The 12,367-nt window shown below is 42.5% G+C and carries 16 protein-coding genes; 11 read left to right on the top strand and 5 right to left on the bottom strand.

What is annotated here, in order from left to right; translation table 11 throughout:
* Positions 1-69: 69 nt before the first annotated feature.
* On the top strand, positions 70-360 hold the full coding sequence (locus M3593_RS07920; protein WP_251542174.1) for a UPF0223 family protein: 291 nt from the start codon (positions 70-72) through the stop codon (positions 358-360).
* Between the two features lie 293 nt (positions 361-653).
* Here M3593_RS07920 and M3593_RS07925 read toward each other — a convergent pair whose 3' ends face one another.
* Positions 654-1,274, bottom strand: a complete 621-nt coding sequence (locus tag M3593_RS07925; protein WP_251542172.1) for a YktB family protein — start codon at positions 1,272-1,274, stop codon at positions 654-656.
* A gap of 166 nt (positions 1,275-1,440) precedes the next feature.
* Between M3593_RS07925 and M3593_RS07930 the strand changes: the two genes are divergently transcribed.
* The 3 genes from M3593_RS07930 (at position 1,441) to M3593_RS07940 (ending at position 3,145) form a co-directional block, all read left to right on the top strand.
* Positions 1,441-1,635, top strand: coding sequence for a hypothetical protein (locus M3593_RS07930; RefSeq protein ID WP_144474737.1), 195 nt, complete (start codon positions 1,441-1,443; stop codon positions 1,633-1,635).
* A 251-nt stretch (positions 1,636-1,886) separates the two neighbouring features.
* A complete protein-coding gene (locus M3593_RS07935; protein ID WP_144474738.1) occupies positions 1,887-2,690 on the top strand; it encodes an inositol monophosphatase family protein in 804 nt (267 codons plus the stop codon).
* A complete protein-coding gene (locus M3593_RS07940) occupies positions 2,684-3,145 on the top strand; it encodes a GNAT family N-acetyltransferase (protein WP_251542170.1) in 462 nt (153 codons plus the stop codon). Before M3593_RS07935 ends, M3593_RS07940 begins: the two co-directional genes overlap by 7 nt.
* Before the next feature lie 55 nt (positions 3,146-3,200).
* Here the strand turns inward: M3593_RS07940 and M3593_RS07945 are convergent, their stop codons facing one another.
* Entirely contained in the window at positions 3,201-3,365 is a 165-nt protein-coding gene (locus M3593_RS07945; protein ID WP_251542168.1) for a YlaF family protein, read from the bottom strand.
* 153 nt (positions 3,366-3,518) lie between these two features.
* Here M3593_RS07945 and typA point away from each other — a divergent pair, with 153 nt between their 5' ends.
* From typA to M3593_RS07960, 3 genes are read left to right on the top strand one after another with little or no spacing between them, the layout of a single operon-like run.
* A complete protein-coding gene (typA, locus tag M3593_RS07950) occupies positions 3,519-5,354 on the top strand; it encodes a translational GTPase TypA (protein WP_251542166.1) in 1,836 nt (611 codons plus the stop codon).
* A 19-nt stretch (positions 5,355-5,373) separates the two neighbouring features.
* Complete coding sequence (locus M3593_RS07955; protein ID WP_144474742.1) at positions 5,374-5,688, top strand: YlaH-like family protein; 315 nt, start codon at positions 5,374-5,376, stop codon at positions 5,686-5,688.
* Between the two features lie 11 nt (positions 5,689-5,699).
* Positions 5,700-5,993, top strand: a complete 294-nt coding sequence (locus M3593_RS07960; protein WP_251542152.1) for a hypothetical protein — start codon at positions 5,700-5,702, stop codon at positions 5,991-5,993.
* Between the two features lie 937 nt (positions 5,994-6,930).
* Here the strand turns inward: M3593_RS07960 and M3593_RS07965 are convergent.
* Positions 6,931-7,131 carry a YlaI family protein gene (locus tag M3593_RS07965; RefSeq protein WP_144474744.1) on the bottom strand — a complete coding sequence of 67 codons (201 nt, stop codon included), beginning with the start codon at positions 7,129-7,131 and terminating at the stop codon, positions 6,931-6,933.
* A 156-nt stretch (positions 7,132-7,287) separates the two neighbouring features.
* Here M3593_RS07965 and M3593_RS07970 point away from each other — a divergent pair, with 156 nt between their 5' ends.
* Entirely contained in the window at positions 7,288-7,743 is a 456-nt protein-coding gene (locus tag M3593_RS07970; RefSeq protein ID WP_144474745.1) for a pyridoxamine 5'-phosphate oxidase family protein, read from the top strand.
* A gap of 26 nt (positions 7,744-7,769) precedes the next feature.
* On the opposite strand, the gene M3593_RS07975 is transcribed toward M3593_RS07970, so the two are convergent.
* On the bottom strand, positions 7,770-8,357 hold the full coding sequence (locus M3593_RS07975) for a YhcN/YlaJ family sporulation lipoprotein (RefSeq protein WP_144474746.1): 588 nt from the start codon (positions 8,355-8,357) through the stop codon (positions 7,770-7,772).
* A gap of 182 nt (positions 8,358-8,539) precedes the next feature.
* On the opposite strand from M3593_RS07975, the gene M3593_RS07980 reads away from it, so the two are divergent.
* On the top strand, positions 8,540-9,880 hold the full coding sequence (locus M3593_RS07980) for a PhoH family protein (RefSeq protein WP_144474747.1): 1,341 nt from the start codon (positions 8,540-8,542) through the stop codon (positions 9,878-9,880).
* Positions 9,881-9,970: 90 nt separating this feature from the next.
* On the opposite strand, the gene M3593_RS07985 is transcribed toward M3593_RS07980, so the two are convergent.
* Positions 9,971-10,471, bottom strand: a complete 501-nt coding sequence (locus M3593_RS07985; RefSeq protein ID WP_251542150.1) for a molybdopterin-binding protein — start codon at positions 10,469-10,471, stop codon at positions 9,971-9,973.
* 187 nt (positions 10,472-10,658) lie between these two features.
* On the opposite strand from M3593_RS07985, the gene M3593_RS07990 reads away from it, so the two are divergent.
* Positions 10,659-10,940, top strand: coding sequence for an Fpa/YlaN family protein (locus M3593_RS07990; protein WP_144474749.1), 282 nt, complete (start codon positions 10,659-10,661; stop codon positions 10,938-10,940).
* Positions 10,941-11,129: 189 nt separating this feature from the next.
* Complete coding sequence (locus M3593_RS07995; protein WP_144474750.1) at positions 11,130-12,338, top strand: FtsW/RodA/SpoVE family cell cycle protein; 1,209 nt, start codon at positions 11,130-11,132, stop codon at positions 12,336-12,338.
* The last annotated feature ends 29 nt before the right edge of the window (positions 12,339-12,367 follow it).

A 12,367-nucleotide genomic window follows, 5' to 3' on the forward strand; every position in this document is an offset into this window, starting at 1 on the left:
ATCGATTAACATAATAAGGGTGCAAAGGGAAGTTTTCCTGCGCACAGCAAAAAAAGCAGGTGAGCACAGATGGAATACCAATATCCAATAGACTACACATGGTCGACCGATGAAATTGTCGATGTCATCCATTTTTACGAGTGCATTGAAAAAGCTCATGAAAAAGGGATCGATCGCGACACTCTGCTTCAGGCTTATAGACGCTTTAAAGAGATTGTTCCGGGAAAAGCTGAGGAAAAGACACTCTTCAATGAATTTGAAGAAGTAAGCGGGTATGTTTCTTACCAGGCAGTAAAAGAAATCAAACAAACAGGGACCGGCGAAAAGATTAAAGTCGCTCCGAAAAAGGCTAAAAGATAATCTGTTGAAATCAAAGAAAGAGCCCAAGTAAAAATGGGCTCTTTCTTATTGTCCAGCTCCGGCTCCTAATTCCTCGAGACGCTTGTCTAGTGGCACCTCCTAGAAACTCCGAAACTTCAACTCCGCCGGCAGAAGCAAAAAGCGCTTCTTTGTCGGAGTCTCCAGTTTCTGCGTTTCTGGACAGTCGGCTATACTTTTCGGCTTCGGTCCTGCCAATGAAGTCAAAGAACGACTTCACTGTCAGGCCCTCCAGCGCTTGTCGGAATAGGGCAGTCGCCTACGCATTTCATGGTTTAAGCCATTTTATATAGGGGTAATGTTTCTTTAAATACAAACTCTATTTTCGAAAGCATTTCTTCACCGCTTAGCTTGACGGCTTCCTCGCGAGGAATGTTCAATCCGCAAAGGATTTCAGCTTTTTTAACAGTTTGGAGACGCTTGAACATCGACAGAAGATCTTCTTTGGAAAGCTCACCATGCATAGTGGCTTCTGGCTTCATATGATCGCCTGACCAAAAGAAGTTTTTGGGAGTACGGGCAAAAATTGAATCAAGATCCTTTTCAAGTTTTTTCCCGATTGATTCCTTTTCAGGTGCTTCGTAAATTACGGCGAACCAGATGAAGACATGAGTTTCCCAGAGGCCAATCTGGAAATGTGGCAGCATTTTATATCCTCTTGGATTGCTGGCAAAAGCGACCCAAGTATCCTTAGGTGGGTTCTTCGTTCTCCTGGCATGTTTGGCGACATGATAATGCATTTCCTCGCCGGCAATATTTGAAAGCGTTGGGGCGAAGTGATGGCCCAGTTGTTCCAGCTTGGGGCGGATCTGGGATTTTAAGGCCTCCATTCGTTCATCGAGACCGTCAATTTTAAAAACATCGAAATCTGCTTTTTCGAATCCTTGAAATGACAATATAAAAACCTCCTAGTACTTTGTCAAATATTGTAGCAAAAGCTTATGGAAAATAGAAGCGGCAGGCCTTTTCGGAGACCTGGGTAAACGCACATATTTGTACCACAGGCAGTTGGAACTTCATACAATGGATAAAAAATAGAATTTAATAGAGGAGTGTAAATAAATGAAACAACTTATAAATTCAACGAGAAAGAAAAATGGCGAACTGCAGAGAACGGCTGTACTGCGATTGGAAATGGATTATGAATTAGCCACCCTTTTCGATGCAATGACTGACTCAGATAAACCGAAAATGAAAGAATGCAAACAGAAGCTTGAAAGAATCCGACAGGAACTATTACGTTTAAAGGCTTTGTAAGCAGGAAACGTAAATTGAAAGAAGAAGTCGGCGAATGCTTAAACAAACGGAATACTGCGGCAATCAAGACCCATGACGAACTCCTGTAATGCAGATGGAGTTCGTTTCTTATGTTTCCGAACAACGTTCCGAGTCTTGCATGTTATCCACTTGACAAGGGAAATCCTAATACTTGATGGGAATGAAGGAAATCCGATAAGCTAAGGTAGATTCCTCAAATAGTAAAAAATATTGGAACGGGGGAAAACTGAATGAACTATAACCTGAAAGAAATGGATACATATGCGAAAAAATGGGTGAAAGAGGCCGGAGAGAATATCAGGGCTTCGTTCCCAAACACATTGAATGTGACCTCGAAATCCAATCCGAATGATCTTGTTACGGATATAGACCAAGCGACAGAGCAATATTTCATAAAAAAAATCAAAGGGACGTACCCTGACCATAAAATCATGGGTGAAGAAGGCTATGGGGATGAAGTAACCGGACTATCAGGAGTAGTATGGATTATAGACCCAATTGATGGAACGATGAATTTTGTCCATCAGCAGCGGAACTTCGCGATCTCCATAGGGATTTATATTGATGGTGAAGGAATGATCGGTCTCATTTATGATGTCGTACATGATGAACTGTACCATTGCATAAAGGGCAATGGAGTATATTTAAACGAAAAGTCGATTCCTAAACTTACGGAAGCGAAGGTCAGTGAATCAATCATCGCCCTTAATGCTACCTGGGTCGCTCCAAATAAGCGGATCGACCATCAATTGCTGATTCCTCTCGTTAAAGATGTAAGAGGAACACGGTCTTATGGTTCAGCGGCAATGGAAATGGTCTATGTCGCTACCGGCAGGATCGATGCTTATATGACACCAAGGCTGGCACCATGGGATATTGCAGCGGGAATCATCATGATCAAGGAGCTTGGCGGAGAGGCGACGGATCTCAGGGGAAAAGAATTTGATATGCTGAAGCAGAACTCCTTGTTTGTTTCGAAACCTGGCCTGCATGGTGATATTTTACGAAACTATCTTAAGGATGGAAAATGGTGAACCTCGCCTGGCGTCCATTTTTAAGTTCAGATTCAGGCTTTTTACAGGAACTTGCGGAATCGAGCCGGAAATGGATGGAAAATGAATTGAAAGATCTGGATCTGCCTGGCTACCTGAAGCAATATGAGAGGCTGTCTGGTGAATGGAGAGTCTGGGAAAAAGGGGGCATACCTGTTTCTGTTACCTACCATCTGGAATATGCTCCTTCCAATCAAAAGCCATGGCTGGGTACGATCCTGGTAAAAGCAGATGAACGGCGGAGAGGAATTGCTTCGTCCATCATGGACAGGCTTTCAGCTGAATTTAAGGCAAGCGGGCACAAGGCTCTGTTTGCCGCTGTTCCAATTGATGAATATGAATGGTCCAACTTTTTGACGGATTGCGGTTTTGAACAATTCAAAACAGAAGAAAATGAGGGCGAGACCTTTTTGATCATGGTCCGCCCTCTTGGATGACCGGCTGGAAATTCCAGCCGGTTTTATTTTTCAAATTAAAGCTCTCCTGCTTCTCTCATCTTCTTTTTTTCTTAAAACCGAATCCCATAACAAACACAAGGGCGATGATACATGCGATAGCGCCGGCAGCACTTCGTTCACCGATGGCGATACCGATGCCGATCATGCATGAAGCGGCTGCAAATGCGAAAAATAATAATGGCCATTTTATCTGCTTCAAGTTGATTCCTCCCATTCGACATTTGGTGAAAATAATAATATATTTAATTGTACATTAAAATGCTTTTAGGTTTCTACTCTAATTGTGTTATAATATGTAAGTTGTGTAAAAAGACAAAAGATAAATTACGATATTAAAGGCAGGGTGACTTTTTTGAAATTAAGAGAAGATATTAGAAATATAGCGATCATTGCCCACGTTGACCACGGTAAAACGACTTTGGTTGACCAGCTTCTGAAGCAATCAGGCACATTCCGTATCAATGAACATGTGGAAGAGCGCGCAATGGATTCAAACGATTTGGAAAGAGAACGAGGAATTACAATCCTCGCGAAAAATACAGCTATTTCTTATAAAGATACACGAATTAATATTCTTGATACTCCAGGCCATGCTGACTTTGGCGGCGAGGTTGAGCGTATCATGAAAATGGTTGACGGCGTATTGCTGGTTGTAGATGCTTATGAAGGCTGCATGCCGCAAACACGCTTTGTTTTAAAGAAGGCTCTTGAACAGCATTTAACACCAATCGTTGTGGTTAATAAGATTGACCGCGACTTTGCTCGCCCTTCTGAGGTTGTTGATGAAGTCCTTGACTTATTCATCGAACTTGGTGCAGATGAAGATCAGCTTGAGTTCCCTGTTGTATACGCATCTGGTATCAACGGAACTGCAAGCTTGGATCCAGAAAAACAGGATGAAAACATGCAGGTATTGTACGAGTCAATCATTGACCATATTCCTGCACCAATTGATAACCGTGAAGAGCCTCTTCAATTCCAGGTTGCTCTTCTTGACTATAATGATTATGTTGGCAGAATCGGTATCGGCCGTGTATTCCGTGGAACAATGAAGGTTGGCCAGCAGGTAGCATTAATGAAGCTTGACGGTTCAGTAAAACAATTCAGGGTAACAAAGATCTTTGGATTCTTCGGACTGAAGCGCCAGGAAATACAGGAAGCATATGCGGGTGACCTAATTGCTTTATCTGGTATGGAAGACATCAATGTCGGTGAAACTGTATGTCCATTCGATAACCAGGATCCGCTGCCGGTTTTACGTATTGATGAGCCGACACTTCAAATGACATTCCTGGTCAACAACAGCCCATTCGCAGGCCGTGAGGGTAAATACCTGACTGCGAGGAAAATCGAAGAAAGACTTCGTGCACAGCTTCAAACTGACGTAAGTCTAAGAGTAGACAATACTGATTCACCAGATGCCTGGATCGTTTCAGGCCGTGGGGAACTCCACTTGTCTATTTTGATCGAAAACATGCGCCGCGAAGGCTATGAGCTTCAAGTTTCTAAACCTGAAGTTATTGTAAGGGAAATTGATGGAGTAAGATGTGAACCGGTTGAACGCGTTCAAATCGATGTTCCTGAAGAACATACTGGTTCAATCATGGAATCTATCGGTGCTCGTAAAGGTGAAATGCTCGATATGATTAACAACGGAAGCGGCCAGGTTCGATTGATCTTCAACGTACCAGCACGCGGACTTATCGGATACACAACAGAATTTTTAACATTGACTCGCGGGTATGGTATCATTAACCATACATTCGACAGCTATCAGCCAATGCTTCAAGGCCAGGTAGGCGGACGCCGCCAGGGCGTTCTGGTTTCAATGGAATCCGGAAAGTCATCAACTTATGGTATCATGCAGGTAGAAGACCGAGGAACGATCTTCGTTGAGCCAGGTACTGAAATTTATGAAGGCATGATTGTCGGCGAGCACACTCGTGAAAATGATATCACTGTAAATATCACGAAGGTAAAGGCAGCAACGAATATTCGTTCTGCAAATAAGGACCAGACTTCTGTCATCAAGAAACCAAGAATCATGACTCTTGAAGAATCATTAGAATACTTGAACGATGATGAGTATTGCGAAGTAACACCAGAATCGATCAGACTCCGCAAGAAGATTCTTGATAAGAACGAGCGTGAAAGACAGGCTAAAAAGAAGAAATTTGCTGAGGCTTAATTAAGTAGGGGGAAGAAGTATGGATGTAAGCCAGAGATTATCATTTTTTGCAGCATTATTCAGGGTAGATGAGAATCCGACGGTTGGTATGTGGATGCTGTATCTCACAATTGCCGCTTTGAGCATCCTGGTCTACAAACTAGGATTTGCACAGAAGCTGCCAGTGCTGAAGAGTATCATCATCTATGTATTTCTATTACTGGGCTCTACAGTCCTGACCTTCCTTGCTATTTTCCTTCCCATCGCGGAAGGGCTTGTGGTCGCTGCACTCATCCTGATCATTTACAAGCTCAGGCTGCGCCAGCATAAAAAAGCAGAAGCAAATGTCAAATAGGAGTTGGGGAAATGAAGTCACTCCAGGATGCAATTTATAATTGGCTGACCATTAAAATCGTCAGCGACGCCCGGCCAGAAGATACAGCAGCAGCAGATACAACTCAATTGTTCGAGCAAATTCTTGCAGATGAACATAAAGTTGAATCAAAAGAACTAAAACGGGACGCATTGATGTATTATGTCACGGTCGTGCAGGAAGGTAACTCAAAAGAATACCGATTCCCGCGAGACCTGATCGAAGTCATGCTAGACCAAATCAGGCAGGAACCAGACAAATACGTGAACTATCCAGAAGAAGACTAAAAAATCCGCCCAGCGATGGGCGGATTTTTTATATTAGGAATTGGCATTTCTAAGTGGGAATTGGATTCAGACAGGTTCGACGTGAAAGCAACCGAAGGCTGTCAAAAAAAAGCCCTGGATTCAGACAGGTTTATGGTATGAGGCGGAAAAGTTGTCAAAAAACCCTCTTGATTTTGACAGGTTTGAGGGGTGAGGCGGGAAAGCTGTCAAAAAACCCTCTTGATTTTGACAGGTTCGAGGGGTGAGGCGGAAAAGCTGTCAAAAAACCCTCGTGATTTTGACAGGTTCAAGGGACGAGGCGGGAAAGGTGTCAAAAAACCCTCTTGATTTTGACAGGTTCGAGGGGGGAGGCGGAAAAGTTGTCAAGAAACCCTCTTGATTTTGACAGGTTTGAGGGGTGAGGCGGAAAAGTTGTCAAGAAACCCTCGTGATTTTGACAGGTTCGAGGGCCGAGGCGGAAAAGCTGTCAAAAAACCCTCGTGATTTTGACAGGTTCAAGGGACGAGGCGGAAAAGTTGTCAAAAAACCCTCGTGATTTTGACAGGTTCGAGGGGTGAGGCGGAAAAGTTGTCAAGAAACCCTCGTGATTTTGACAGGTTCAAGGGACGAGGCGGGAAAGCTGTCAAAAAACCTTCGTGATTTTGACAGGTTTGAGGGGTGAGGCGGAAAAGTTGTCAAGAAACCCTCTTGATTTTGACCGGTTTGAGCCATGAAGCATAAAAGCTGTCAAAAAACCCTCTTGATTTTGACAGGTACGAGCCAGGAAGCCTGAAAGTTGTCAAAAAAAGCTTTTAATTTTGACAGGTTCGAGCAATGAGGCCTAAAACCTGTCAAAATACCGTCTGAATTAAGACAGGTTAAGTCACAAGCTAAAAAAGCTGTCAGTACCAGACCAAAACTTAATCTTTGAAGGCACCATTTAAATATCAATCACTAATCACCAGTCATCTTTCTCAACACGGCTGCGATATAATTTGAAATTCCCGGTCGCAATCCGGTTGTTCGTTTTTTCGGCAATCCGCTCATTGCATGCTTCACACATATATGTATGGATCGGGCGGTTTCGGAGCCTTTTCGCCTGAAGGGTATCACTGTTTATATTTTCGATTTTGTCGCATAATACACATTTGACTCTCATACTTGCACCTCTTATCAATAATTAGCTTACATAGACAATTTGAGTTTGGATTATATTATAGTATATCATTGTTTAAAGCCGGAAAAAGGGGAATCGTTTGATTTGCCCCAAAATAACGGTTCGTAGTACTATTATGATAGTTTAAGGAGGGTGAATATGGCAAATCAAGTGGAACCAAAGCTAATTAAACCATTGGTTGATGAACTTCAAAAAGAGCGTTTTGTCACCTTGGCGACAGTGGATCATGAGACCGGCGGACCAAATGTCAGCGCAATATCATGGGTGCTTGCTAAAGACGAAGAGATCATTTATTTCGCGGTAGATAACCGCTCTCGAATCATCGAGAACATTAAAAGCAATGACAAGGCAGTCATCAATCTGATTGCTAATGAATCTACATATTCAATCAGCGGAACGGCAAGTGTCAAGCAGGAAAAGCTTGAAGGGGTACCGTTAAAGCTGGCGTTAGTTGAAATCAGAATCAGCGAAGTCCGGGACGTCATGTTTTATGGTTCGAAAATTGTTGCAGAACCTCAATATGACAAGACATATGATAAGGACGCCGCAGCGCGTCTCGATAAGCAAGTAATGGATGCCATGAGAAAAGCTTAGTCAATTGACTAAGCTTTTTTTGCGCCCTATTTATGATAGTTCGACTGTTGCTCCTGATCTTTCTCCAGCTGTCTTTTCTCACCCTGATTTAGATTCTTTTTTGGATCCTCCGTCGGACTCTCCGTTTGCGGTTCGATCATGTCTGCCGGAACCTCGGGCATGACCCTTCCTGTTATATCCGCCAGCTCATTCAGGATTCCCACGATAGGCTGTCCATTTTGGATATCCTTTCCGATTTCCTTTAACCTTGCAGTAATATCCGGATCTGCCACGACTACGGCGTTGGCACCATGCGGATCTTTTTTTAGAGCCTCGGCGACTGTATATTTAACTGTATCTACTTCGGATCGCTCCATGTTATCGTTTACGTCGATTCCGACAATAGCATAACGGCCAATCACTACCGCTGCAGCATCATCAACATTCGGAATATGTGTTGTCAAATTCACCAGATGACGGGAAATTTTCTGTCCGGATTGGCGGTCGACCCCTTGAATCGTACTATTCTGCACCTTGACCTTATGGTTTTTGTCATTATCATTTGCGCTGTTTTGTCCAGTACATGCAGTCAATAGAAAAATAAACGAGATAGCAGCAACCAATCTTATCATCATTAAATCCCTCCGGATATTTATTCTATAAAAACCATCAATCGTTATATAAAAAAAGAAATGCTCAAAGGTTATTGTGCAAAATATCTTCTATCTTTATTCAGAAAGTCATATATTTTACCAAAGTCCCGGCCAAGGCTGCCAAGTTGGCCAGAGCCGAGATCAAGAAGGCGGGAGGCATCAATTTGAGTAAAATATATGTACTGGATACAAACGTCTTATTACAGGATCCGCACGCAATCTTTTCCTTTCAAGACAATGAAGTTGTCATACCTGCTGTAGTTCTGGAGGAAGTGGATTCAAAGAAAAGGTATATGGATGAAATTGGGCGTAATGCACGCCAGGTTTCAAGGCTTATAGACGGAATGAGGGAAACAGGGAAACTGCATGAGAAAATCAATCTGGAAGGCGGGGGGACACTCAGGATTGAGTTAAACCATCGTTCATTCCATCAGCTTCAGGAAATCTTCGTTGAAAAAACTAATGACAACCGCATCCTGGCAGTGGCAAAAAACCTCAGTCTTGAAGAAGAAACAAAGGAAGACGGGCGCCCGGTAATCCTGGTCAGTAAAGACGCATTGGTCCGCGTAAAAGCAGATGCGATAGGACTGATCGCTGAGGACTTCCTAAGCGATAGGGTTGTGGAAATGAATCATCTTTATTCCGGCTATGCTGAAATATATCTTGAAATTGAGGTGCTTAACCGTTTTTATGAAAAAGGGGAACTGGATTTCTCTGAATTAAAGGGACAAAACTTTTTTTATCCCAATCAATTTGTAATCATGAAGGACATTCTTGGCAGTTCGGCATCGGCCATCGCAATGGTCGATACAAAGAAGAAAAAAGTAAAAAAACTTGTATTCGAGCATGAGGGGAAACATACCTGGGGAATCCGGCCGAGAAATGTTCAGCAAATCATGGCCATGGAATTGCTTTTACGGCAAGACATGCCTTTAATCACACTGATCGGCCGTGCGGGAACGGGTAAAACATTGCTTGCTTTAGCAACCGGTTTACTCCAGACGGAAGATTTGAATATATTTAAGAAGCTGCTTGTCGCACGGCCAATTGTACCTGTCGGAAAGGATCTCGGCTTTTTGCCGGGCGAAAAACAGGAAAAGCTCAGGCCGTGGATGCAGCCAATCTATGATAACCTCGAGTTTCTGTTCAATACGAAAAAACCGGGAGAGCTTGATGCCATCCTGGCGGGAATGGGCTCAATCGAGGTCGAAGCATTGACGTATATTAGGGGAAGAAGTATCCCGGATCAATTCATCATCATTGATGAAGCCCAGAACTTGACCAAACATGAGGTGAAAACAATCCTCACAAGGGTAGGGGAAAGGAGCAAAATCGTCCTGATGGGCGACCCCGATCAAATCGACCATCCGTATCTGGATGCTTATAATAACGGATTGACTTATGTTGTAGAGAAATTCAAGGATCAGCAGATTTCCGGGCATGTACAGCTCGTGAAAGGAGAAAGATCACCACTTGCCCAGCTGGCTGCAGACATCTTAAAGTAAAGGCATTTGTAAAATCCTGCAGCGAAAGTCAGCATTACAGCAAAAATATAACGGGCACCCTGCTGGATGCCCGTTCGTGTATCTTACATATCATTCGACAGTAAATCCGGTTAGATTTTTGATTGGCTGTTCCTTATTGGAGCCATCCTTGTAGTATACATGCAATGGTCCGTCTTCCCTTAATGGCTTTCCGTCCTTTGAAAAACCGAGTATGATTTCTGCTGCCTGTTCAAGAGGAATTACTGCTTGGTTGTTTTCACCGTATTCAATGACAATTTTTTTTGCATCTTGCTCGGGTTCAGCATTATCAAGAAATGGTTTAAAAGGAATTCCGAATGTACCTGTAAGGACTTTTTCTTTCTCGAATTTCACTTCAGTCTTGAGTGTCGGCGGATAAACAGCACCTTCCATGATTTCGCGGTCCCAATGCTTGGATACCGACTTTGTATATTCTTCAAGATGATCTTCGCTTTCCTTCTCATCAATGAAATATGTATTCAAATCCACTTTTCTGTCATCAAAAATCCATACGCCAGAGTCCAAGGTGATTTTATATTTAACTTTTCCTTTAATTGGGATGATAGTTTCCATAATTTCTCCCGCCTTTGTTTTATATGTTATTTAATAAGTATAGCGATATTTGCAAGTAATGTCATTCAAGCTATCCCAATTGCAATAACCAATTAATTCTGCATCCTTAATATTCTTGCATTTTTGTCCGCATAAGGGTAAAATTTATAGAAGGATTGGGTAATCGCTCGGAAACGGGGGGATCAAGTTGGCGTCTGATATGATTATTAACCATCAGGAAAAAGCCCATGCCTTGTTAAAGGCTGACGCTGATAAAATTTTAAGGCTGATCAAAGTGCAAATGGATAACCTGACAATGCCTCAATGCCCTCTTTATGAAGAGGTTTTAGATACGCAAATGTTTGGATTATCAAGAGAGATAGACTTTGCAGTGAGGCTCGGCTTAATCGAAGAATCAGATGGGAAAGTAATTCTTGACCAATTGGAAAGGGAACTTTCCATTTTGCATGAAGCTTCGTTAAAAAAATAACCCTAAAAACTCAAACAATCCTAGGATGGATGTTTGGGTTTTTTTGTGTAACCCACATCAAGTTATTTCACTTGAACATAACAGCGATATGACTTTATTACATTTCTTTATAACTTTTCCTAAACAAAGGCAGGATATTGCAACTTATAGTAGAATAGATTAAACAACTTAGAAGATGGGGAAGAGACAATGTTTAAAAAAATACTGAAATCCTATGACTATTCATTGATCATTGCTGTAGTGCTCTTATGTTTGTTCGGACTTGTCATGGTTTACAGTGCCAGCATGGTCACTGCCATTCAAAGGTATGACTATCCAAGTGATTTTTTCTTTCAAAAGCAAAAGTTTAATTTGTTAGTAGCTTCTGTCTTGTTCATCATTGCAGCATTATTCCCCTATAAAGCGATGAAAAGCACTAAATTACTGCTTCCCATGGTCACGTTTATCCTCGGGGGGCTTGGTGCATTGTTTTTATTCGGGAAAGTGACGAACAATGCGTTAAGTTGGTTTGAACTTGGTGCAAGGAGCCTTCAGCCATCAGAATTCGCCAAATTGAGCGTTATTATTTATCTTTCTGCGGTATATGCCAAAAAACAGGCCTACATAAACCAATTCAATAAGGGAGTAGTACCGCCGCTTGTTTATTTAATCCTGGTTTGTATGCTGGTTGCCATCCAGCCAGACTTCGGTACTGCAGCGATTATTTTCGCGATCGCAGCGACAATCATCATTTCCTCAGGTATGAACCTGAGAAATATCACGAAGCTGATTTTGTTCGGACTGGCATTTTTGACCCCATTTGTTATCTTCCTTCAAGGTGAGATTTTTTCTGAAACGAGGATGGGCAGGTTTACTGCCTACAGCAATCCGTTCACTGATGAACAAAATACGGGGTATCATTTGGCCAATTCATATTATGCAATTGGCTCAGGAGGGCTGAAAGGGCTTGGGCTAGGTGAAAGTGTACAAAAGCTTGGATATCTTCCAGAGCCGCATACCGACTTCATCATTGCCGTGATCTCCGAAGAATTAGGAATCTTTGGTGTGGGATTTGTACTGCTGAGTTTAGGATTCATTGTCTTAAAAGGAATCCATATAGCGCTGAAGTGTAAAGATCCATTTGGAAGTTTGCTGGCTATTGGAATTTCGAGCATGATTGGGATCCAGTCGTTTGTCAATCTGGGCGGCGCCTCAGGAGTCATTCCATTGACAGGAGTACCGCTTCCATTTGTAAGCTATGGTGGCTCTTCATTGCTTCAGCTGGCTATAGCTACGGGGATTCTCGTCAATGTTTCAATGTTTGTTAATTACGAAGAAAAGTATAAAAAGGACAAGACATCCCAGCCAAAGCCTTCTCCGGCCATGGTCAACCAGAATGCATTCAAGTTCCGGCAGTAATATAAAACAAAAGAAGCTGCAGCGATTGC

The sequence above is a fragment of the Mesobacillus sp. MER 48 genome (genome assembly GCF_023714225.1).
Taxonomy (GTDB): domain Bacteria; phylum Bacillota; class Bacilli; order Bacillales; family Cytobacillaceae; genus Mesobacillus; species Mesobacillus oceanisediminis_A.

Coding starts and splice junctions, on each gene's coding strand:
- M3593_RS07920 (WP_251542174.1), top strand. CDS start 70: ATGGAATACCAATATCCAATAGACTACACATGGTCGACCGATGAAATT.
- M3593_RS07935 (WP_144474738.1), top strand. CDS start 1,887: ATGAACTATAACCTGAAAGAAATGGATACATATGCGAAAAAATGGGTG.
- M3593_RS07960 (WP_251542152.1), top strand. CDS start 5,700: ATGAAGTCACTCCAGGATGCAATTTATAATTGGCTGACCATTAAAATC.
- M3593_RS07995 (WP_144474750.1), top strand. CDS start 11,130: ATGTTTAAAAAAATACTGAAATCCTATGACTATTCATTGATCATTGCT.
- M3593_RS07930 (WP_144474737.1), top strand. CDS start 1,441: ATGAAACAACTTATAAATTCAACGAGAAAGAAAAATGGCGAACTGCAG.
- M3593_RS07975 (WP_144474746.1), bottom strand. CDS start 8,357: ATGATGATAAGATTGGTTGCTGCTATCTCGTTTATTTTTCTATTGACT.
- M3593_RS07955 (WP_144474742.1), top strand. CDS start 5,374: ATGGATGTAAGCCAGAGATTATCATTTTTTGCAGCATTATTCAGGGTA.
- M3593_RS07940 (WP_251542170.1), top strand. CDS start 2,684: ATGGTGAACCTCGCCTGGCGTCCATTTTTAAGTTCAGATTCAGGCTTT.
- M3593_RS07985 (WP_251542150.1), bottom strand. CDS start 10,471: ATGGAAACTATCATCCCAATTAAAGGAAAAGTTAAATATAAAATCACC.
- M3593_RS07965 (WP_144474744.1), bottom strand. CDS start 7,131: ATGAGAGTCAAATGTGTATTATGCGACAAAATCGAAAATATAAACAGT.
- M3593_RS07970 (WP_144474745.1), top strand. CDS start 7,288: ATGGCAAATCAAGTGGAACCAAAGCTAATTAAACCATTGGTTGATGAA.